We start from the raw sequence: 19946 nt of genomic DNA, 5'->3' as shown, positions 1-19946 counted from the left end.
GGAGTCTGGCCGATGCCGCCCACGCTTCGTGCGCATCCCCACACCATTCACCGCAAGGAGCGAATCGTGCCCACCGCTACCCGCGGTCGCGCGAAGGGGCAGGGCCAGTGGGCCCTCGGCCATCGTGAACCGTTGAACAAGAACGAACAGTCCAAGAAGGACGACAACCCGCTCAACGTCCGCGCCCGGATCGAGAACATCTACGCCCACGGCGGTTTCGACTCCATCGACCCGGCCGACCTGCGGGGACGGTTCCGCTGGTGGGGTTTGTACACCCAGCGCAAGGCCGGTATCGACGGCGGCAAGACCGCCATCCTCGAGGACGAGGACCTCGACGACCGGTACTTCATGATGCGGGTGCGCATGGACGGCGGCCAGCTCAGCCTCGAACAGCTGCGCGCCGTCGCCGAGATCTCCAAGCGCTACGGCCGCGACACCGCCGACGTCACCGACCGCCAGAACATCCAGCTGCACTGGATCGAGGTCGAGGACGTCCCGGCGATCTGGAACGCGCTGGAGGCCGTCGGCCTGACCACGCAGGAAGCGTGCGGCGACTGCCCGCGCGTCATCCTGGGCAGCCCGGTCGCCGGAATCTCGGCCGACGAACGCATCGACCCCACCCCGCTGATCGAGGAGATCACCTCGGAGTTCGTGGGGGACAAGTCGCTGTCGAACCTGCCGCGCAAGTTCAAGTCCGCGATCTCGTGGCTGCCCGACATCCCCTACGAGTGCAACGACATCTCGTTTCTGGGCGCGGAGCACCCCGAGCACGGACCCGGCTTCGACCTGTGGGTCGGCGGTGGCCTGTCCACCAACCCGATGCTGGCCAAGCGGCTGGGCACCTGGATCCCGGCCGAGAAGGTCGCCGAGGTGTGGGCCGCGGTGGTGCGGTTGTTCCGCGACTACGGCTACCGACGCCTGCGGCACCGGGCCCGGCTGAAGTTCCTGGTCAACGACTGGGGCGTGGACGAGTTCCGCCGCGTCGTGGAGGAGGAGTACCTGGGTTACCGGCTCGACGACCTCGCGCCGCCACCGGTTCCCGAGCGGCTCCTGGACCACATCGGCGTCCACAAGCAGGCCGACGGCAAGTTCTACATCGGCGCGGCCCCCACGGTCGGCCGGGTCAGCGGCACGCTGCTGTCGCAGCTGGCCGACATCGCCGAACGCTACGGTTCCGGGCGAATCCGGACCACGCCGATGCAGAAACTGCTGCTGCTCGACGTCGACGAGGCCGACGTCGACGACGCCGTGCGGGCGCTGGACGACATCGGACTGTCCGCGAACCCGTCGGGCTGGCGCCGGGCCACCATGGCCTGCACCGGCATCGAGTTCTGCAAGCTGGCCATTGTCGACACCAAGGACCGCGCCACAGCACTCGTCTCCGAACTGGAACGGCGAGTGCCCGAACTGGACGTACCGATCTCCGTTCACGTCAACGGCTGCCCCAACGCGTGTGCACGAACCCAGACGGCCGACATCGGCCTCAAGGGGCAGCTGATGACCGTGGACGGCAAACAGGTGCCGGGTTTTCAGGTGCATCTTGGTGGCGGACACGGCGTGCACGCTGGCTTCGGGCGCAAACTTCGCGGCCTGAAAGTCTCCTCCGACGAGCTGGGCGACTACATAACGAACCTGGCCCGCCGATACCTGTCCGGTCGACTGTCCGATGAGACCTTCGCCGAATGGGTTGTGCGCGTTGACGAAACGGACCTTCGATGAGCAACTCACGCGCTGTTCCGTATTTCTGTCCTTACTGTGGAGACGAAGACCTTCGCCCCCACGAAGACGGCGGCTGGCACTGCCGATCGTGCACACGCGTCTTCACCGTCACAATCAAAGGATTGGTAATCCACGATGACTCGTGATCCCTTCGAACTACGTGACATGGCGATCCAGGCCGGTCGAGACCTGGAGGACGCCACCGCCGAACGCATCATCGAGTGGGCGATCCAAGAGTTCGGCGACAAGTTCTGTGTCACCTCGTCCTTCCAGGACACGGTGCTCACCCACCTGGCGTCGAAGGTGGCGCCGGGCGTCGACGTGGTGTTCCTCGACACCGGGCTCCACTTCCAGGAGACCCTGGACGTCCGGGAACGGGTGGTCAAACAGCTGCCGGTCCACGTCAGGTCCATCAACCCGGAGCTGAGTGTCGGACGCCAGGACGGCGAGTACGGCACCCGGCTGTGGGAGCGCGCGCCCAACGAGTGCTGCCACATGCGCAAGGTGGCGCCGCTGGACAACGCGCTGGCCGACTACGACGCCTGGGCCGCCGGGCTGCGCCGCGACGAGGGCCCCACCCGGGCCAACACCAAGGTCGTGGACTTCGACGCCGGTCGTAAGAAGGTCAAGATCTCGCCGATCGCCCGCTGGACGCAGGCCGAGGTCGAGGCCTACATCAAGGACAACAACCTGCCGACCAACGAACTGCTCGACGACGGTTACATGTCGGTGGGCTGCTGGCCGTGCACCAGGCGCACCGCGCCCGGCGAGGACCCCCGCGCCGGACGCTGGGCCATGTTCGACAAGACCGAATGCGGCCTGCACGTATGAGCCCACCCTTCTCTCACGACGGGCGGCCCCGGGCAAGGCCGTCTGCCGGGCGCGACCAGCGGTCCGTTTGGGCAGGACCGCCGGTCGTGCTCGTCGCGCACGGCAGTCCCGACCATCGGTCGCGGGCCGTCGTGCGCGACATCGCCGCCGCGGCGAACGCGACCGCGGCGTTCCTCGACTTCGACGCGCCGCACCCGGTCGCCGTCCTCAAAGGACTGGCCGACGCGGGGCACCGGCGCGCGATCCTGGTGCCGTTGCTGCTGACCCACGCCTATCACGGTCGCGTCGACGTTCCCCGCATCGCCTTCGAGGCGATGGCGCAGCGTCCGCACCTGTCGGTGGAGGTCACACCCCCGGTGGGCGGGCCGCACCTGCTGCCCGCCTTGCGGCGGGGCCTGCCGGAAGCCGAGGCTTTCGGGCACGGCCGTGACCCGTCGGTGATCGGGGCCGCCGATCTGGGCCTGCGGACGGTCGACGCCGTCGGCCGCGAGGGTGCTGTGGGCCGAGGCTCGTCGGTCGGTGTTTCCGGCCGCGAGCGGCTTGCCGCCAATGCACCGTTCGCCGTCACCTCGGGCAGCGGCCGCGAAGCCGCCGACGCCGTGGTGCTCGCCTCGGCGGGTACCCGTGACGTGGCAACCCTTGACAGCCTTGGGAAGTTGGCCGCCGAGCTGGGGCGCGAGCTTGGCCTTCCGGCCGCCGCGGCCTATGCTTCGGCCGCCAAGCCGACCGTGGCCGAGGCCGTCGCCGAACTGCGCGGTCGTGGCGCCCGACGCGTCGCCGTCGCGTCCTACTTCATCGCCCCCGGTGTACTGCACGACCGGGTGGCCTCGGCCGCCGCCGAAGCTGGCGCGTTCGCGGTGACGCCGCCGCTGGGGGCCTGCCCCGAGCTCGTCGCGGCCATCGCGCGCCGCGCCGCGGCCGTGACACAAGCGACAGCCGAACCGGCCCCGGGCCGCTGCGGCGAGCTGCTGCTGGCGTTCCGTCCGGTGTAGCCGGAAGCGTTGCCGCGAGCCGCTAGTCGACCCCGACGGATTGGCGCGTCGACGGCAACAGCAACAGCACCGCCGTACCCGCTCCCACGAGCCAGGCGGGGATCGCGAAGGCCCACAGGTCCGCCTTGGCCAGGTAGTAGCCCAGCGGCAGGAACATCAGCTGGATGAAGATCGCCGCGCCCCGCAGACCCGAACGGCCCTGGCGCATCGACCGGGCCGCCGCTCCCAACAGCACCCCCACACCCAGCGCGATGACGGCCTCGGCGAAGCCCGCCCCCACCGAGGTCTCCTGCTGGGTGAGGGCCAACACGACCAGCCACACCGACAGGCCCAGCAGCCCGATCGCTTGGGCGAACAGCACTACGGTGGCGATCGTCAAAGCGGGGGCTCGCGTGACGGATGGCACGGCAGTCGGAGAATCGTCCACGACGTCAATCTATACATGGGTACCGTAGCCACTCGTGACAGCACTGTTGATCGTCAACCCGAAGGCGACCACCACCAGTGAACGGGCCCGCGACATCCTGGTCCGGGCGCTAGGCACCGCCGTGGACCTCAACGTCGGGTACACCCGGCGGCGGGGGCACGCCACCTCGCTGGCGCGTCAGGCGGTGGCCGAGGGCATGGACCTGGTGGTGACCCTCGGGGGCGACGGCACCGTCAACGAGGTGGTCAACGGGCTGCTGGAGGCCGGCAAGGGTCCCGACGAGACACCGCGGCTGGCCGTGGTGCCGGGCGGCTCGACCAATGTGTTCGCGCGGGCGTTGGGGATGCCGGTGGACTGGGTGGACGGTACCGGTGTGATTCTGGATGCTTTGCGTGACAACAGGTCACGGACCATCGGGCTAGGCAGAGCCAATGGTAGATATTTCACTTTTTGCGCGGGCTTCGGTCTGGACGCCGCCGCCATCCGACGGGTCGAGCGGGCCCGGGTGAAGGGCATCTCGGCCACCCCGGCGCTGTATCTGCGTTCCACTGTCGCGCAGTACTTCTCGGGGGCCGATCGGCGGCATCCGGCCATCCGGATGGAGATCCCGGGACAGGTCACCCATGAGCGGCTCGGTCTGGCCATCGTGCAGAACACCAGGCCGTGGACGTATCTGGGCACCCGCGAGGTGAGCCCGAATCCGCGCGCGTCATTCGACACGGGCCTGGATGTGTTGTCGCTCAATGAGATGAATCTGGCCACAACAATTCGCACAGCGTCACAGTTGCTCACTGGGCGTAAACCACCACATGGCAAACACGTTGTGGCGTACCACGATTTGAAGAAATTTAAGTTGTCTTCGGCCCGACCTCAAGCATTTCAGCTCGATGGCGACTATCTTGGTGAGTGCGATGCGGTGGAGTTGGAATCCGCACCCGAGGCTTTGCGCGTGTTGTGCTGAGTCACCGGGATTCCGTCTTCACGACACCGCGCAAAAAAACTTGCTGAAAGACCACAACACCGCAGGCGCGCGTACTAGATTCGCTACAGGTCTCTGCGTGTTGAGCGGGAGTTACCCGACAAATCAGGGCATAAGCCTCGTGAGTTTCCTCACGAGCCCAAGATTTTCGTAACTTTCCCCTTGACATCGCGCCAGTTCGTGAAAGCATTCACAAGCGAGGTTGCTGGTATTGAGGCCCGCCAACTGACTAAACGATCCGATCAAGGAGTGTCGCACTAATGGACTGGCGCCACATCGCCATCTGCCGGGACGAGGACCCGGAGCTGTTCTTCCCCATTGGAGACAGTGGTCCCGCCTTGGTGCAGATCGAGCAGGCCAAGGGAGTCTGCCGGCGCTGCCCCGTAACCGAAGAGTGCCTGAAATGGGCACTTGAATCCGGACAGGACGCCGGAATTTGGGGCGGAATGAGCGAAGACGAACGGCGCGCTCTCAAACGCCGTGGCGGAATACGGACTTTGTCCGTCGCCGCTCGCACGGCCGCTTAAGAAGCGTAGAGAGGAGAGGCGCGAGTGCATTTCGCGCCTCTCCTTCGTTCGTTAAAGCCTATTCAATTTATTAATCGGGGCCGAAGGCCATTGCGGCCTCAGGGACCTTTCTTCAAACCCGGGGGCGGGGCTGAGCCAAGCGCACGGTGGTGACACCGTTGTGCAACTCGGTGCTCACCGAACCCGTCAGCGCGTCCAGAACCCGCCAGTCGAAGGACTGCCGGGGTGGCAGCGACCCGATTCCGGCGGCGCCGATGCTGATGAGCAGTTCGGTCTCGGTGACGTCGAACCGGCAGTTCAGGATGGCCGAGGCGTCGTGATTGTCGACGGCCGCCATCATCAGTCCGGCGGCCTCGTCGACGGCCAGCCGCAGATCCTCGATCGCGTCCAGGCCGAAACTCAACCGGGTGGCCAGCCCGGCCGTGGCGGTGCGCAACACCGGCAGGAAGGCCGGGGCGGCGGGCAGGTCGAGCAACAGTACGTCCCCGTCGACGCCGTGTGTCATCGGCAGGCTCCTAGGGGTAGGTGGCCGGTGGGTGGAACGCGCCGAGTCGGCGCGCCCCACGCACGAATGCCTACTTCTTGGTCTCCCAGAAGATCTTGGCGATCTCGTCGATCTTGCCGAGCAGCTTGTCGGCCACTTCCGGGTCGGCCGATCCCTTCGCGCCCGAGGCACCGGCGAGCTTGGTGGCCTCGTTCACGAGAACGTGCAGCTGCGGGTACGCCTCGAAGTGCGGCGGCTTGAAGTAATCCGTCCACAGTACCCACAGGTGGTGCTTGACCAGCTCGGACCGCTGCTCCTTGATGAGCAGCGCGCGAGTGCGGAACTCCGGGTCCTCATTGGCCTGGTACTTCTCGCAGATCGCCTTGACCGACTCGGCCTCGATGCGGGCCTGAGCGGGGTCGTAGACACCACAGGGCAGGTCACAGTGTGCCGAGGCCGTGGTTTGCGGGACGAAAAAGCGAGATGTCAGCAGCCGAGATAGGCGCATCAAATCCTCCAGTGATCCATGGACGAACTGATCTTCCCCGCCAGAGGCTACTCCCGCACCCGACATGGCGTGGACCGACCCGCCAAACACGTGCGCGATTCGCCTCGTGCGGTGGAGATACACTGGCGGGCACGCGCGGAAGCGAACCTCTCGTGCCATCCCCTCAAGAACTCCGACAATCACCCACCAGCGCGGAGCGCGTTCGACGAGTCGTTGACACCTGTGGAGCCGAGGAATTTCGAATCTATGACCGACAACAGCCAGATCATGCGTGACCACGAGGGCGGCAAGCTCCGGATGGAGCCCACCCGGCCGCTGCGGACCCGTGAGGATCTGTCCATTGCCTACACTCCCGGGGTCGCGGAGGTGTGCCGCGCGATCCACGCCGAGCCCGCCCTGGCCAAGAAGTACACCTGGACGTCCCGGCTTGTCGCCGTGGTCTCGGACGGCACCTCGGTGCTGGGGCTGGGCGACATCGGACCGGCCGCCGCGATGCCGGTGATGGAGGGCAAGGCCGTCCTGTTCCGGAAGTTCGCCAATGTGGACGCGATCCCGATCTGCCTGGACACCACCGATCCCGAGGAGATCATCGCCACGGTCAAGAACCTGGCGCCGTCCTTCGGTGGCATCAACCTGGAGGACATCTCCGCCCCCCGCTGCTTCGAGATCGAGGCGCGGCTGGAGGCCGAGCTCGACATCCCGGTCATGCACGACGACCAGCACGGCACCGCCGTGGTGGTGCTGGCGGCGCTGCGCAACGCCATGCGGCTGACCGACACCAAACTCGCCGACTCCCGGGTCGTGGTGATGGGCGCGGGCGCCGCGGGCGTCGCGGTGTCCAAGATGCTGATCTCGGCGGGCATCGGCGAGGTCACGGTCTGCGACTCGCGGGGCATCATCCACTCCGGACGCGACGGTCTGAACCCGGCCAAGGAGGAACTGGCCGAGATCACCAACGCCAGCGGCCTGCGCGGCGACGTCGAGCACGCGCTGCGCGGCGCCAACGTCCTGGTGGGCCTGTCGGGCGCCCGGCTGACCGAGTCCCAGATCGCCACGATGGCCTCCGACGCGATCATCTTCGCGCTGTCCAACCCGGACCCGGAGGTGTCGCCGACGATCGCGTCGAAGTACGCCTCGGTGGTGGCGACCGGCCGCAGCGACATGCCGAACCAGATCAACAACGTGCTGGCCTTCCCGGGCATCTTCGCCGGGGCCTTCGACGCCGGGGCGCGCAACATCACCCCGTCGATGAAGCTGGCCGCCTCCGAGGCGATCGCCGACTGCATCGGCGACGAGCTGGGCCCCGAGTACATCGTCCCGTCCCCGCTGGACCCGCGGGTCGCCCCCGCCGTGTCGGTGGCGGTCGCGGCGGCGGCGCGGGCCGACGCGGAATCCGGTGCCTCTTAGGGTTTCTCGACGTACCACTTCTGGCCGGGGCTGCCGCACGCCTCGGTCAGGACCTGGGCTCCGGCCTTGCGGCTGCCGTCGATGATGCCGAGGCACAACTCGGGGTCGGCGCTGAGCCGGATCACGTAGGTGTCCTTGGTGCGCTCGAACAGGAAGAACTGTTCGTCGACCTTGGCGCATTTCGTGGGCTGCACGAGGCTTCCGGCGGTGACACCGTCGACCTTGCCGCAGCCGGGGCCCTGGTCGGGGTGGTCGACGCTGAGGCGGTACAGGCCGTTGCCCTGCGCGCGCAGCCCGGTGGGCGGGAACCGGTCCTCGCACTTCTGCTGCACGAAGACCTCCTTGCGTTTGTTGACCTCGCCGTCCTTGATCTCGGGGCCCACGCCCAGGCACAGTTTCGAGTGGACGGCCCGGAGCGCGTACTTGCCGGTTGGCGGCGGGTCCTCGGCGAGCACCGGCTTGTCCTCGGGCTGCTCGCTCGCGGGGGAGTCATGGGTCAGGTACAGCCCGAGCCCGGCCAGGCTCACCACGACCACCGCGATGACGGCGATGATGAGGGTGCGTTTGCGGTTCCGCTTGGCGGGCGCGGAATCCCGGTCCAGATCGATATCGGACGCGGCTTCGAACCGTGGCTCTGACATGGTGCACATATCGTGACATCCGGGGACATGATTGACAATGGGGGAGACGAGGAGGAGCCGGGAATGATCGCTCGCATGTGGGAGGTCCGGGGACTGCCGGAACGCATCGACGAACTGGTGGACTGGGTTTGCGCCACCGCCGTGCCGCGGATCGAGGACGAACCGGGATACGTCCGCAGTGAGGTGTACGCGTCGGAGGACCGGGTCGTGGTGATCTCGTCCTGGCGGGACGCGGCCGTGGACCTGCCCGAGGCGCCGCCCGACCTGGTGGCCCGGCCGCCGCACGCCTGGGATTTCAACCTGATCGATCGGCACTCGGGCACGGGACGGTAGCCTCGGCGACATGTTTGCCGCGTACGCGTCCACGACCGATTCGAAGGCGCCGCTGTCGGCGCTGGCCACCGGCGAACGGCCCGAGCCGGACCGCCGCGAGGGCTGGACCCGGGTGCGGGTCGAGGCCGCCGCGCTCAACCACCACGACCTGTGGTCGCTGCGCGGCGTCGGGCTGTCGGCCGAGCAGTGCCCGATGATCCTGGGCTGTGACGCGGCCGGGGTGGACGAGGACGGCAACGACGTGATCGTGCACGCCGTCGTCGCCGACGCGGCCGCCGGAGCCGGGGACGAGACCCTGGACCCGAAGCGGACCCTGCTGTCGGAGAAGTACGACGGCACGCTGGCCGAGTACGTGACGGTGCCCAGCGGCAACCTGATCCCCAAACCGGCGGGCCTGAGCTTCGCCGAGGCCGCGTGCCTGCCCACCGCCTACCTGACCGCGTACCGGATGCTCACCACCAAGGGGCGGCTGGCATCGGGCGACGCGGTGCTGGTGCAGGGCGCCGGTGGCGGCGTGTCGACGGCGGCGATCCTGCTGGCCAAGGCGCTGGGGGCGCGGGTGTACGCCAGCAGCCGGGACGCGGACCGTCGCGACAGCGCGGAAGCGTTGGGCGCCATCGCGATCGAGCCGGGTGGCCGGTTGCCCGAGCGCGTCGACGTCGTCATCGAGAGCGTCGGCGCCGCGACCATCGAGCACTCGCTGAAGTGCGCCAAACCCGGTGGCCGGATCGTCGTGTGCGGAACCACCTCGGGGCATCTGGCGAACGTCGACCTGCGGCGGCTGTTCTTCCTGCAACTGGAACTGCTGGGCTCCACCATGGGCACCCGTGGGGAACTGGAGGCCCTGGTCGGGCTGTGCGCCGAGCGGGAACTGCGGCCGCTCATCGACTCGGTCTACCAGCTGACGGACGCGGCCGAGGCGTTCGCGCGGCTGGAGTCGGGCGCGGCCTTCGGAAAGATCGTCCTGACGACGTAGGCCACTGTGGCCGCCGCGGGGCATAGTCTGGGGCTATGTCCCTGTCGCCGCGCGTGCCGGATCTGCCCAGCCTCGAGTTGCTGGTCAGTGTGGCCCGGCTGGGCAGTATCGGCGCGGCGGCGGCCGAGCACGGCATCTCCCAACCCTCGGCCAGCAACCGGATCCGGACGATGGAGCGGCTGGTCGGGGTGACGCTGCTGGAGCGCAGCCCGCGCGGTTCGCAGCTGACCGAGTCGGGGCAGCTGCTGGTGGAGTGGGCCGGGGCCGTGGTGGACGCGGCGCGGGTGCTGGACGGCGGGATCGACGCGTTGCGCAGGCGGCGCGAGTCGCGGCTGCGGGTGTCGGCGAGCTTGACGATCGCGGAGTACCTGCTGCCGGGCTGGTTGGCGCGGCTGCGCACCGAGCGTCCGGAGACCTCGGTGGCGCTGACGGTCGCGAACTCCACCGAGGTGGCGCGGGCGCTGATCGAGGGCGAGGCGGACCTGGGTTTCGTCGAGGGCCCGTATGTCCAAAACGGTCTGCAGTCGGTGACGGTGGCCGACGACGAGCTGGTGCTGGTGGTGGCGCCCGGGCACCGCTGGGCTCGGCGCGGGGCGCCGGTGGCCGCGCCGGAGCTGCGCGACACACCGCTGATCTGCCGGGAGCAGGGTTCGGGCACCCGGGCGGCGGTGGCCGAGGCGTTGCGCGAGTACGGGACCCAGGTGGCGCCGTTGCTGGAGTTGGCCTCGACTACCGCTGTGAAGGCGTCGGTCGCCGCGGGAGCGGGGGCGGCGGTGACCAGCTCTCTGTCTGTTGTGGAGGAGCTGACATCCGGAAGACTGGTGTCAGTCCCGGTATCGGGAGCAGACTTTCACCGTCGCCTACGCGCGGTATGGCCGCGCGGCCGACGGCCGTCGGGACCGGCTGCGGACCTGCTGCGGGTGGCGCAGGCGGTGCAGGCGGCGCGGCGAGCAGCTTCCCCGTGACGATGCCGCGCGCGGTGCGCACGCCCACCAGCAGCCAGGCCGACAGCAGCAGTCCGTACATCGCCATGGTGAGGACTTCCAGGCCCGGCAGTTCGGTGCGGGTGGCCAGCCCCGCCGCGCCGGTGACGCAGGTGCCGACGGGGAAGGTGAAGCTCCACCAGGTCAACGCGAACGGCATTCCATTGCGGACGGTTCGGATGGTGACGGCCGAGGCGATGGCGATCCACAGCAGCGCGAAACCCAGCACCGGCACCCCGTAGATGAGGCCGAAACTGTCCAGGGCGGTGCTCACCGGCGCGCCCAGCGCCAGCGGCGCCACCTTGCCGAGGTTGCCCGCCGCCGTCACCGACTGGCCCAGCGGACCCAGGCAGATCCACAGCGTGGGGACGGCCGCGGCGGCGCCGACCCCGTGATGCACCAGTTTGGACCACACCTGCGGCAGGATCACCATCGTGGCCAGCAGGCTGATGCCGAACATCGCGTAGCAGGCCAACAGCATCGTCTCGCGCGGTTGCCCGGCGGCGATGTGGGGGATGAGCGCGGCACCCGTCGCGGCCGAGACCATCGGCGGCACCACCGGCATCAGCCAGCCCGCGAACGGCGCGTCCGCGGCCACCTCGTGTTTGGTGAACATGAGGTACGGGATCGCCACGGCCGTCAACAGCCCGGTGGCGGTGCCGAGGAACCACAGTCCGAGCGCGACGGTGTAGGCCGCGTCGACGCCGATGTACGGGGGCGCGAAGTTCAGGGCCCCGGCGCCGATGGTCAGGAACGCCATCGGCGGCGCGCCGTAGAACTGCGCCATCACCGGGTTGGTGTGGTGCTTGCGGGCCCGGTCGCGGTGCCGCAGCCAGTGCGCCGCGAAGCAGATCGTGACCGTGGTCAGCCAGGCCGAGGCCAGCAGCCACACGACGGTCGCCGCCACGCGCTGCCCCGGGAACTGGTACGGCAGCGCGATCGCGGCGTTGGCGACGATGCCGGTGCCCATCACCGAGGCGAACCAGTTGGGCCCGATGTTGGCCAGCGGCGAATCGTCGGGGGCCCGGTGTCGAGGTGGCGCGGAGTCCTTCACGCTTTCCAGCCTTCGTCGCCGTTCGGTCAACCGGTAGGTACGCGGTACGGACGTACTCATAGCCCTCGGCTATGGGTGGTGTCGGGCACGCTCGTGAAAAACCGGGCGGCCAGGTAAATGTCCGTGGCCCCCCAGGTCGTCAACACTGGTACGAGCAAGCACACCAGTGAGGTGGCATGGAGAACTTCGACGACTACGTACGGGCGCGCGGCGACGCCCTCATGAGATTCGCCTATCTGCTGTGCGGTGACAGGCACCGAGCCGAGGACTTCGTCCAGGAGGCTCTGATCCGCTGCCACCGCCGATGGCGCGCCATCGAACGCGACGGCGATCCCGAACCCTACGTCCGCAAGGCCGTGCTGCGGCAGTTCCTGTCCTGGCGCCGCCGCAAGGTCGCCAGCGAACACGTCGCCGACGAGATGGCCAAGACCGCGTCCGGAACCGACACGGCACAGGCCATCGCCGAACGCGACGCGATGTGGCGCGTGCTGGCCACGCTGCCGCGACGGCAGCGCGCCGTACTGGTGCTGCGCTACTACGAGGACCTGCCCGACGCGCAGGTCGCCGAACTGCTGGGCTGTTCGGCCGCGACGGTACGGGTGCACGTCAGCCGGGCGCTGGCGAAACTGCGGGAGCACCCCGGGCTGCCGAACTTCACCATCAAGACCGAGGAGCGGGTATGAACGACAACGACTTCGCCACGGCCATCGGCGGCATGTTCGAGCGGCAGGCACGCAACGCGCCCGACTCGGCCGGGTTGCTGGAGACCGTGAAGGCACGCAGCCGCAGGCGCGGCATCTGGCGCCGGGTCACGGCGGGGGCCTCGGCACTCGCCGTGACCGGTGCGGCCGCGCTGCTGACCGGCCAGCTGCTGCAACCGGCGAGCCACGGCGGCGTGCCTCCGCACGACCGCGACGTGAGCGTCTGCTTCGACGTGAAGGACGATGTCCCGCAGCGACTGCTGCTCGTCGAGACCGGCGAAGACGGCGTGGACGAACTCGAGGCCGCGGAATGGACCGGCGGCGAATCCGGCAGCATCGAGCACCCGGTGAACTTCGGGGACTACCGGGTCGCGGTCAAAGCGGAGGACACCCCGGTGGAGAAGCTGCCGATCCAGGCTTCCGAGGAAGCCGAGCTGCATTTCGACTCCGCCCGCATCGGCACCGATGCCGAAACCGGCGAGCGGGTCGTCGCCTTCGATTCCGGGGAGTCGGTCAACGGCGTCGACGTCTCCCTCGTCGTCACGGTCGTCGAAGGCGACCCCAGCGACGCGGAGCTGCTGACCTGGATCGAGGCGATCTCCGTCTACATCAACGAACCGCACTGCGACTCATAGGCGATGACGATGAATACACGAACCCGGCTGTCTCGGCGCGGACTCGTGGCCACCACGGTGGGAGCCGCCTCGGCTCTCGCCGTGGGTGGCGGCGCCTGGGCGTGGGCCACGTCCGGACACGAGACCATCGACGAGTACCTGCGCGACAACCTCCCCGACGACGCCAGCCTCGCGATCGTCGCCGTCCGGGGTGGGAAAACCCTGTACCGCAAGGGTTTCGGACTCGCCGATCGCAAGGCCGACATCCGCTGCGGCCACCGGACCGTCTTCGACATCGGCTCGGTGACGAAGCAGTTCACCGGCGCGGCGATCCTGCGGCTCGACATGGACGGTGCGCTGAAGGTCTCCGATCCGCTGTCGCGGCACCTTCCCGGACTGCCCGCCGACAAGCGAAAGATCACGCTGCACCAACTGCTCACCCACACCGGCGGCTTCACCGACCTCCCCGACCTCAGCGACTACGACGAGGTCGACCGTTCCCGACTGCTGAGCGAATTCGGCGATCGGGAACTGAAGTGGAAACCCGGCACCCGTTACGAATACTCCAACCTCGGCTACAGCGTGCTGGCCGCCGTCATCGAGATCGTGACCTCCGGAAACTACGAGGAATACCTCGCCGACAACCTGTTCCACCCCGCCGGGATGCGTCACACCGGGTACCTGTTGCCCGACTGGGATCCCGCGACCGTCGCGCAGCAGTACGACGACAAGGGCCGCGTGATGGGCAAACCCCACGAACTCCCGTGGGACGACGACGGTCCCTACTGGATCCTGCGCGGCAACGGCGGCATCCTGTCCACCGCGCGCGACATGACCGCGTGGCACCGGGCACTGGACGGCGACGAGGTCCTGTCGGCCAAGGCCAAACGGAAACTGTTCAAACCCCACGTCCCCGAGGACGAGACCGGCGAGTCCCACTACGGCTACGGCTGGACGATCTCCACCGATGAGGCGGGCCGCAAGGTCGTGTGGCACGACGGCGGCAACGAATGGTCCTCGGCGATGATCGTCCGCTGTCCCGAAGCCGAGACGATGCTGTTCCTCGCGAGCAACGCGGCCGACTGGGGCGGCGACATGCAGACCCTGGCCGTCGACATCCTGCCGTTGCTCGACGCATGACCGGCCACAAGCCGAGGTCGCCGACAACACCTTGCCGCCGACCTCGGCTTGTGGCCCGGCCGCGCTGTGCTGAGATGTCGGGATGACCGACTCCATCGGCTGGGGGATCCTGGCCACCGGCGGTATCGCCGCGACCTTCACCGAAGACCTCAAGCGGCTGCCGGACGCACACGTCGCCGCCGTGGGATCCCGCTCACCCGAAACCGCTCGGGCCTTCGCCGAGCGCTTCGACATCCCGGCCGCCCACGGCAGCTGGGACGACCTGATCGCCGACCCGGACGTCGACATCGTCTACATCGCCAACACCCACAACGCCCACTACGAGGCCGCCAAACGTTGCCTCGAAGGCGGCAAGGCGGTGCTGTGCGAAAAAGCGTTCACGGTCAACCACGTCCAAGCCAAGACCCTTGTGGACCTCGCTGGCGAACGCGGCCTGTTCCTCATGGAGGCCATGTGGATGCGCCTCAACCCCGCGATCCGCCACATGCGAAAAGCGCTGACCGACGGCCTCATCGGCGATGTGACCACCCTGAACGCGACCTTCGGACTCGGCGGGCCGTTCCCGCCGGGACACCGACTGCGCGACCCGAACCAGGCCGGTGGCGCGCTGCTCGACCTCGGCGTCTACCCGATCTCGCTGGCCCAACTCATCCTCGGACGGCCCGCGAGCATCCACGCGACCGGCAGCCTCACCCCCGAAGGCGTCGACGCCACCGCGGGACTGGTGCTGGGTTACGACTCCGGTGCGGTGGCGACGCTGGCCTGCTCGATCACCTCGGACATGCCGATCGTCGCGTCCGTCAACGGCACCACCGGTCACGTCACACTGCCCGCGCCGTTCTTCCGACCCAGCCGCTACCTGTTGGGCCGGGGCGGCGGCGAGGCCGAGCTGGAGATCGTCGAGGTGCCGCACGACGGTCTCGGCTATGTGCACCAGGCGATCGAGGCGATGCGGTGCCTGCGGGAGGGGCTGACCGAGTCGCCGCTGGTGCCGTGGCAGTCCACACTCGACGTCATGGCGGTGATGGACGAGGCCCGTTCGCAGCTGGGTGTGACGTACCCGGGGGAATAGCGGCGATCAGTCGATCCTGTTGAGCCGCCGGTAATAGGCGGCGAGATTGTCCTGGACGTTCTGCGGCTTTATGCCCAGTGCCGCGGCGACCTCGCGCTTGGCGCCGTGGCGGTGGTTCCTTGCTTCGAGACGGCCCAGGATGTTCTCCGCCCGCATGCTGGAGAGCAGGCTCATCTGGACTTTCAGCCGTTCGATGCGCAAGGTCAGATCAAGGTTGATCAGGTTGGCTTTCTCGTCGTCGCCCGACTCCCGTTCAGCTATGCCGCAGGTCGCGACGACGGTGAGAGCCTCTCGGATCAACTCCTGCGCGCGACCGCTGTCGACATCGTCGTCGCATTCCTCCAGTTTGCTCAGTTCGTATTCGTACTCGTCGACCAGGTCGGCGGACCCCAGCCAGTCAAGGCCCTCGTACTGGCGCAGCCGGACGTTCTCGGGGTCGATGTCGTCGTCCGAGCAGTCGTCGACGATGACGACAACGCGTTCGTCGGGGTCGAAGTAGACATCCCCACGCCAGTCCTGGCTCATGGCTCCCAACTTGTGCGCGGTCGGGTGTGCCGCCCGAACCGCCGCGGTGGCTTCTTCCATGTTGTCGAACTTGAGGTTCACGTCCATGGCGCAAAAGTAAGCCCCACCCCTTAGTTTTGCCTCGGGGTGGGGCTTACGTTCACTCAAACGGCTACTCGTCCTCGTCCGACTCGTCGTCGAGCCGGGCCAGCCAGGTGGCCAGCCGCTCGATCGGCGTTTCGAACTCGGGGTTGTCGTCGACGAACTCGCGCAGCCGGGCGGCCACCCATTCCAGGGTGACCTCTTCTTCGCCGCGTCGTTTCTCGAGTTCCTCGATGCCTCGGTCGGTGTAGTACATCGGACGCTACTTCTTCGGCGGGATCGCGACGTCCAGCAGGGCCTGCTGCTCGACGTCGTGGACCTTCTTGACACCCACCGAGGGGGCGGCGGCGGCCGGACGCGAGAGGCGACGCAGGCTGATGCCGTCCAGGTGCTCGAGCAGGTTCAGGGCGATGAACGACCAGGCACCCTGGTTGGCCGGTTCCTCCTGGACCCAGGCGTGCTCGGAGGCGCCCGTGAACGGTGCCAGCGCCGCCTTGAGCTCGTCCACCGGGAGCGGGAAGAGCTGCTCCAGGCGGATGATCGCCGTGTCGGTGTTGCCGTTCAGCTCCCGGGCGTCGGCCAGGTGGTAGTACATCTTGCCCGAGCACAGCAGGACGCGGCGCACGTTCGCGGCGGGAAGCTGCCCGGAGTCGACCAGCGGGTCGGTCAGCACCGGACGGAAGCCGCCCGAGGTGAACTCCTCGATGCCCGACACGCAGTGCTTGTAGCGCAGCAGGAACTTCGGCGTGAAGACGACCAGCGGCTTCTTCTTGGGCGACAGCGCTTGGCGCCGCAGCAGGTGGAAGTAGTTCGCCGGGGTCGTGACGTTGGCGATGCGCATGTTGTCCTCGGCGCACAGCTGCAGGTACCGCTCCGGGCGGCCGGAGGTGTGGTCCGGGCCCGCGCCCTCGTGGCCGTGCGGCAGCAGCAGGGTCACGCCGGAACGCTGGCCCCACTTGGCTTCGCCCGAGGAGATGAACTCGTCGACGACCGACTGGGCGCCGTTGGCGAAGTCGCCGAACTGGGCCTCCCACATCACCAGCGCGTCGGGGTTCTCGACCGAGTAGCCGTACTCGAAGCCCATCGCGGCGTACTCGCTGAGCAGGGAGTCGTAGACCCAGAAGCGGGCGCCGTTGTCGGCGACCTGGGCGACCGGGGTGTACTCGCGCTCGTTGTTGTGGTCGACGACCACCGAGTGGCGCTGCACGAAGGTGCCGCGTCGGGTGTCCTGACCGGACATCCGGACCGATACGCCCTGGTTGAGCAGCGAGCCGACGGCCAGCAGTTCACCGAAGGCCCAGTCGATGCCGCCCTGGGTGGACATCTGTTCGCGGCGTTCGAGGAGCTGCCGCACCCGCTTGTGCGGGGTGAAGCCCTCGGGGACGTCGGTGTGGGCCTTGCCGATGCGCGCGATCAGCTCGGCGCTGACGGTGGTGTCGACGGTGGCCTCGGGCTCGGCGGCGCGCTGGCGGACCGGCTGGCCACTGGCCGACACCGATTCCTTGGTGGCCTTGAAGACCCGCTCCAGCTGGTCGTGGTAGTCCTTCAGCGCCTCTTCGGCGTCGGCCAGCGAGATGTCGCCGCGGCCGATGAGGGCCTCGGTGTACAGCTTGCGGACCGAGCGCTTGGCGTCGATGATCTGGTACATCAGCGGGTTGGTCATCGAGGGGTCGTCGCCCTCGTTGTGGCCCCGGCGGCGGTAGCAGATCATGTCGACGACGACGTCCTTGTTGAACGCCTGCCGGTACTCGAAGGCCAGTTTGGCGACCCGCACGACGGCTTCGGGGTCGTCGCCGTTGACGTGGAAGATCGGCGCCTGGATCATCCGGGCCACGTCGGTGGAGTACAGCGAGGAACGCGAGTACTCCGGCGCGGTGGTGAAGCCGACCTGGTTGTTGATGATGACGTGGACGGTGCCACCGGTGCGGTACCCGCGCAGCTGCGACAGGTTCAGCGTCTCGGCGACGACGCCCTGACCGGCGAAGGCCGCGTCACCGTGCACCATCAGCGGCAGCACGGTGTAGCCCTCAAGGCCCAGGTCGAGGCGGTCCTGCTTGGCGCGGACGATGCCCTCCAGCACCGGGTCCACGGCCTCCAGGTGGGACGGGTTGGCCGCCACCGACACCGTCGTGGCGTGTTCGCCGTCGGAGGTGGTGAACTTGCCGGTCATGCCCAGGTGGTACTTGACGTCGCCGGAACCCTGGACCGACTTGGGGTCCATGGCGCCCTCGAACTCGCTGAAGATCTTCTCCGGCGGCTTGCCGACGATGTTGGACAGCACGTTGAGGCGGCCGCGGTGGGCCATGCCGATGACGACCTCGTCGAGGCTGTCGCGCGCCGCGTTGGACAGCACCTCGTCCAGCAGCGGGATCAGCGATTCGCCGCCCTCCAGCGAGAACCGCTTCTGGCCGACGTACTTGGTGCCCAGGAAGGTCTCGAAGGCCTCGGAGACATTGAGCCGTCCCAGGATGTGCTTCTGTTCCTCGATGTCGGGCTTCTCGTAGGGCCGTTCCACCCGCTGCTGGATCCAGGCCCGCTCCTCGGGTTCCTGGATGTGCATGTACTCGATGCCGACGCGGCGACAGTACGACTCGCGCAGCACCCCGAGGATGTCGCGCAGCTTCATCGTGGACTTGCCCGCGAAACCGCCGACCGGGAACGCCCGGTCCAGGTCCCACAGGGTCAGGCCGTGTTCGAGGATGTCCAGGTCGGGGTGGCGCCGGATCTTGAACTCCAGCGGGTCGGTGTCGGCCATGAGGTGGCCGCGCACCCGGTAGGCGTGGATCAGTTCGATGACCCGGGCGGCCTTGTCGATCTGGCCCTCGGAGGTGTGGGCGACGTCGCGCACCCAGCGCACCGGCTCGTAGGGGACCCGCAGCGAGGTGAAGACGTCGTCGAAGAAGCCGTCGGCGCCCAGCAGCAGTTCGTGCACCCGCTTGAGGAACTCGCCGGACTGCGCGCCCTGGATGACGCGGTGGTCGTAGGTGGAGGTGACGGTGATCGCCTTGGAGACACCGAGCCGGGCGATGGTCTCGTCCGAGGCGCCGGAGTACTCGGCCGGGTACTCCATGGCGCCGACACCGATGATGGTGCCCTGGCCGCGCATCAGCCGCGGTATCGAGTGGACGGTGCCGATGCCGCCGGGGTTGGTCAGCGTCAGCGTGGTGCCGCCGTAGTCCTCCATGGTCAGTTTGTTGTTGCGGGCCTTGCGGACGATGTCCTCATAGGCCTGCCAGAACTGCCGGAAGTCCATGTCCTGGCAGCCCTTGATGCTGGGCACCACGAGGGTGCGCGAGCCGTCGTCCTTCTTCAGGTCGATGGCCAGGCCCAGGTTGACCGCGGCGGGGCTGACCATGGTCGGCTTGCCGTTGACGACGCCGTAGGAGTTGTTCATCTCCGGGTGGCTGGCCAGCGCCTTGACCAGCGCGTAGCCGATCATGTGGGTGAAGCTGACCTTGCCGCCGCGACCGCGACGCAGGTGGTTGTTGATGACGATGCGGTTGTCGGACAGCAGCTTCGCGGGGATCGCGCGAACACTTGTCGCGGTGGGGATCTCCAGCGAGACGTCCATGTTCTCGGCGACCTTGGCGGCGACGCCGCGCAGCGGCTTGCTCTGTGCGTCGGCGGCCAGCGGGGTGTCGGCCTTGGCGGCGGGCTTGGAGGGGCTGGCCTGCGCGGCGGGTTTGGCCGCTGGCTTGGCGTCGGCGGTTTCCGCGGTCTTTGGGGCGGACTGCGGCTTGGCCTCGGTCTTGGTCTCGGCGGCGGCCGCGGTATCGGCCGAGTGCGGTTGATAACCGTCGAAGAACTCGTGCCAGGTGGACTCGACACTGGACGGATCGGCGAGATATCGCTGATACATGTCTTCGACGATCCACTCGTTCGGCCCGAACTCCGAGAGTGGGTTGGACTTACTGGTCGCGTTGCGGTCTTGAGTCGACACGGCCTTTGATCG

The 19946-nt window shown here is 68.1% G+C and carries 21 protein-coding genes and 1 pseudogene; 14 read left to right on the top strand and 8 right to left on the bottom strand.

All coding sequences use genetic code 11. The annotated features are described in order from the left end of the window. Positions 1–12: 12 nt before the first annotated feature. The 4 genes from SNAS_RS25545 to SNAS_RS33260 all read left to right on the top strand — a co-directional run bounded on the left by SNAS_RS25545 (position 13) and on the right by SNAS_RS33260 (position 3542). Positions 13–1719, top strand: coding sequence for a nitrite/sulfite reductase (locus SNAS_RS25545; RefSeq protein ID WP_013020373.1), 1707 nt, complete (start codon positions 13–15; stop codon positions 1717–1719). Then, a complete protein-coding gene (locus SNAS_RS37800; protein ID WP_013020372.1) occupies positions 1716–1865 on the top strand; it encodes an eL43 family ribosomal protein in 150 nt (49 codons plus the stop codon). Before SNAS_RS25545 ends, SNAS_RS37800 begins: the two co-directional genes overlap by 4 nt. Next, a complete protein-coding gene (locus SNAS_RS25540) occupies positions 1855–2550 on the top strand; it encodes a phosphoadenylyl-sulfate reductase (RefSeq protein WP_013020371.1) in 696 nt (231 codons plus the stop codon). Before SNAS_RS37800 ends, SNAS_RS25540 begins: the two co-directional genes overlap by 11 nt. 86 nt (positions 2551–2636) lie before the next feature. Beyond that, entirely contained in the window at positions 2637–3542 is a 906-nt protein-coding gene (locus SNAS_RS33260; protein ID WP_013020370.1) for a sirohydrochlorin chelatase, read from the top strand. A 22-nt stretch (positions 3543–3564) separates the two neighbouring features. On the opposite strand, the gene SNAS_RS33255 is transcribed toward SNAS_RS33260, so the two are convergent. Further along, positions 3565–3969 (bottom strand): hypothetical protein, encoded by a 405-nt coding sequence (locus SNAS_RS33255; RefSeq protein ID WP_144300636.1) that lies wholly within the window; start codon positions 3967–3969, stop codon positions 3565–3567. Positions 3970–4003: 34 nt separating this feature from the next. On the opposite strand from SNAS_RS33255, the gene SNAS_RS25525 reads away from it, so the two are divergent. Further along, the gene (locus SNAS_RS25525; RefSeq protein WP_013020368.1) at positions 4004–4930 is read left to right on the top strand and encodes a diacylglycerol/lipid kinase family protein; all 927 of its coding nucleotides are present in this window, start codon (positions 4004–4006) and stop codon (positions 4928–4930) included. Positions 4931–5208: 278 nt separating this feature from the next. Next, a complete protein-coding gene (locus SNAS_RS25520) occupies positions 5209–5475 on the top strand; it encodes a WhiB family transcriptional regulator (protein ID WP_013020367.1) in 267 nt (88 codons plus the stop codon). 112 nt (positions 5476–5587) lie between these two features. Here the strand turns inward: SNAS_RS25520 and SNAS_RS25515 are convergent, their stop codons facing one another. Both SNAS_RS25515 and sodN read right to left on the bottom strand, forming a co-directional pair. Continuing rightward, the gene (locus tag SNAS_RS25515; RefSeq protein WP_013020366.1) at positions 5588–5980 is read right to left on the bottom strand and encodes an ATP-binding protein; all 393 of its coding nucleotides are present in this window, start codon (positions 5978–5980) and stop codon (positions 5588–5590) included. A gap of 70 nt (positions 5981–6050) precedes the next feature. Continuing rightward, positions 6051–6467 (bottom strand): superoxide dismutase, Ni, encoded by a 417-nt coding sequence (gene sodN, locus SNAS_RS25510; protein WP_013020365.1) that lies wholly within the window; start codon positions 6465–6467, stop codon positions 6051–6053. Between the two features lie 246 nt (positions 6468–6713). Between sodN and SNAS_RS25505 the strand changes: the two genes are divergently transcribed. Further along, positions 6714–7874 (top strand): NAD(P)-dependent malic enzyme, encoded by a 1161-nt coding sequence (locus SNAS_RS25505; RefSeq protein WP_013020364.1) that lies wholly within the window; start codon positions 6714–6716, stop codon positions 7872–7874. Here the strand turns inward: SNAS_RS25505 and SNAS_RS25500 are convergent. Further along, complete coding sequence (locus SNAS_RS25500; RefSeq protein ID WP_144300635.1) at positions 7871–8515, bottom strand: RICIN domain-containing protein; 645 nt, start codon at positions 8513–8515, stop codon at positions 7871–7873. The genes SNAS_RS25505 and SNAS_RS25500 overlap by 4 nt on opposite strands. A gap of 63 nt (positions 8516–8578) precedes the next feature. On the opposite strand from SNAS_RS25500, the gene SNAS_RS25495 reads away from it, so the two are divergent. From SNAS_RS25495 to SNAS_RS34430, 3 genes are read left to right on the top strand one after another with little or no spacing between them, the layout of a single operon-like run. Beyond that, the gene (locus SNAS_RS25495; protein ID WP_013020362.1) at positions 8579–8848 is read left to right on the top strand and encodes an antibiotic biosynthesis monooxygenase family protein; all 270 of its coding nucleotides are present in this window, start codon (positions 8579–8581) and stop codon (positions 8846–8848) included. 10 nt (positions 8849–8858) lie between these two features. Further along, positions 8859–9824 carry a zinc-binding dehydrogenase gene (locus tag SNAS_RS25490; protein WP_013020361.1) on the top strand — a complete coding sequence of 322 codons (966 nt, stop codon included), beginning with the start codon at positions 8859–8861 and terminating at the stop codon, positions 9822–9824. A 35-nt stretch (positions 9825–9859) separates the two neighbouring features. Next, positions 9860–10789: a LysR family transcriptional regulator gene (locus SNAS_RS34430; protein ID WP_013020360.1), complete on the top strand. Its 930-nt coding sequence runs from the start codon at positions 9860–9862 to the stop codon at positions 10787–10789. Between the two features lie 73 nt (positions 10790–10862). On the opposite strand, the pseudogene SNAS_RS36970 reads toward SNAS_RS34430, so the two are convergent. Further along, positions 10863–11777 (bottom strand): annotated as a pseudogene (locus SNAS_RS36970) (TDT family transporter); the annotation flags it as partial. Positions 11778–12037: 260 nt separating this feature from the next. Here SNAS_RS36970 and SNAS_RS25480 point away from each other — a divergent pair. The 4 genes from SNAS_RS25480 to SNAS_RS25465 all read left to right on the top strand — a co-directional run bounded on the left by SNAS_RS25480 (position 12038) and on the right by SNAS_RS25465 (position 15388). Next, complete coding sequence (locus SNAS_RS25480; protein WP_013020358.1) at positions 12038–12544, top strand: SigE family RNA polymerase sigma factor; 507 nt, start codon at positions 12038–12040, stop codon at positions 12542–12544. After that, positions 12541–13197, top strand: a complete 657-nt coding sequence (locus tag SNAS_RS25475; protein ID WP_013020357.1) for a hypothetical protein — start codon at positions 12541–12543, stop codon at positions 13195–13197. Before SNAS_RS25480 ends, SNAS_RS25475 begins: the two co-directional genes overlap by 4 nt. A gap of 9 nt (positions 13198–13206) precedes the next feature. Beyond that, positions 13207–14316, top strand: coding sequence for a serine hydrolase domain-containing protein (locus SNAS_RS25470; RefSeq protein ID WP_013020356.1), 1110 nt, complete (start codon positions 13207–13209; stop codon positions 14314–14316). An 82-nt stretch (positions 14317–14398) separates the two neighbouring features. After that, positions 14399–15388: a Gfo/Idh/MocA family protein gene (locus SNAS_RS25465; protein ID WP_013020355.1), complete on the top strand. Its 990-nt coding sequence runs from the start codon at positions 14399–14401 to the stop codon at positions 15386–15388. Between the two features lie 6 nt (positions 15389–15394). Here the strand turns inward: SNAS_RS25465 and SNAS_RS25460 are convergent, their stop codons facing one another. From SNAS_RS25460 to SNAS_RS25450, 3 genes are all read right to left on the bottom strand, one after another. Beyond that, positions 15395–16000, bottom strand: coding sequence for a hypothetical protein (locus SNAS_RS25460; RefSeq protein WP_013020354.1), 606 nt, complete (start codon positions 15998–16000; stop codon positions 15395–15397). Between the two features lie 64 nt (positions 16001–16064). Further along, the gene (locus SNAS_RS25455) at positions 16065–16250 is read right to left on the bottom strand and encodes a DUF6104 family protein (protein ID WP_013020353.1); all 186 of its coding nucleotides are present in this window, start codon (positions 16248–16250) and stop codon (positions 16065–16067) included. A 6-nt stretch (positions 16251–16256) separates the two neighbouring features. Beyond that, a complete protein-coding gene (locus SNAS_RS25450; protein WP_013020352.1) occupies positions 16257–19934 on the bottom strand; it encodes a multifunctional oxoglutarate decarboxylase/oxoglutarate dehydrogenase thiamine pyrophosphate-binding subunit/dihydrolipoyllysine-residue succinyltransferase subunit in 3678 nt (1225 codons plus the stop codon). Between the last annotated feature and the right edge of the window lie 12 nt (positions 19935–19946).

Origin of the sequence: Stackebrandtia nassauensis DSM 44728, assembly GCF_000024545.1 — a bacterium.
GTDB lineage: Bacteria > Actinomycetota > Actinomycetes > Mycobacteriales > Micromonosporaceae > Stackebrandtia > Stackebrandtia nassauensis.
The sequence above is the reverse complement of the archived record's forward strand: the minus strand, read 5'-3'. Positions and strand labels throughout refer to the sequence as shown.

Excerpts from the sequence above, each read along its gene's own strand:
- SNAS_RS25545 (WP_013020373.1), top strand. The coding sequence starts at position 13 with ATGCCGCCCACGCTTCGTGCGCATCCCCACACCATTCACCGCAAGGAG.
- SNAS_RS37800 (WP_013020372.1), top strand. The coding sequence starts at position 1,716 with ATGAGCAACTCACGCGCTGTTCCGTATTTCTGTCCTTACTGTGGAGAC.
- SNAS_RS25540 (WP_013020371.1), top strand. The coding sequence starts at position 1,855 with ATGACTCGTGATCCCTTCGAACTACGTGACATGGCGATCCAGGCCGGT.
- SNAS_RS25520 (WP_013020367.1), top strand. The coding sequence starts at position 5,209 with ATGGACTGGCGCCACATCGCCATCTGCCGGGACGAGGACCCGGAGCTG.
- SNAS_RS25515 (WP_013020366.1), bottom strand. The coding sequence starts at position 5,980 with ATGACACACGGCGTCGACGGGGACGTACTGTTGCTCGACCTGCCCGCC.
- sodN (WP_013020365.1), bottom strand. The coding sequence starts at position 6,467 with ATGCGCCTATCTCGGCTGCTGACATCTCGCTTTTTCGTCCCGCAAACC.
- SNAS_RS25505 (WP_013020364.1), top strand. The coding sequence starts at position 6,714 with ATGACCGACAACAGCCAGATCATGCGTGACCACGAGGGCGGCAAGCTC.
- SNAS_RS25500 (WP_144300635.1), bottom strand. The coding sequence starts at position 8,515 with ATGTCAGAGCCACGGTTCGAAGCCGCGTCCGATATCGATCTGGACCGG.
- SNAS_RS25495 (WP_013020362.1), top strand. The coding sequence starts at position 8,579 with ATGATCGCTCGCATGTGGGAGGTCCGGGGACTGCCGGAACGCATCGAC.
- SNAS_RS25490 (WP_013020361.1), top strand. The coding sequence starts at position 8,859 with ATGTTTGCCGCGTACGCGTCCACGACCGATTCGAAGGCGCCGCTGTCG.
- SNAS_RS34430 (WP_013020360.1), top strand. The coding sequence starts at position 9,860 with ATGTCCCTGTCGCCGCGCGTGCCGGATCTGCCCAGCCTCGAGTTGCTG.
- SNAS_RS25480 (WP_013020358.1), top strand. The coding sequence starts at position 12,038 with ATGGAGAACTTCGACGACTACGTACGGGCGCGCGGCGACGCCCTCATG.
- SNAS_RS25475 (WP_013020357.1), top strand. The coding sequence starts at position 12,541 with ATGAACGACAACGACTTCGCCACGGCCATCGGCGGCATGTTCGAGCGG.
- SNAS_RS25470 (WP_013020356.1), top strand. The coding sequence starts at position 13,207 with ATGAATACACGAACCCGGCTGTCTCGGCGCGGACTCGTGGCCACCACG.
- SNAS_RS25465 (WP_013020355.1), top strand. The coding sequence starts at position 14,399 with ATGACCGACTCCATCGGCTGGGGGATCCTGGCCACCGGCGGTATCGCC.
- SNAS_RS25460 (WP_013020354.1), bottom strand. The coding sequence starts at position 16,000 with ATGGACGTGAACCTCAAGTTCGACAACATGGAAGAAGCCACCGCGGCG.
- SNAS_RS25455 (WP_013020353.1), bottom strand. The coding sequence starts at position 16,250 with ATGTACTACACCGACCGAGGCATCGAGGAACTCGAGAAACGACGCGGC.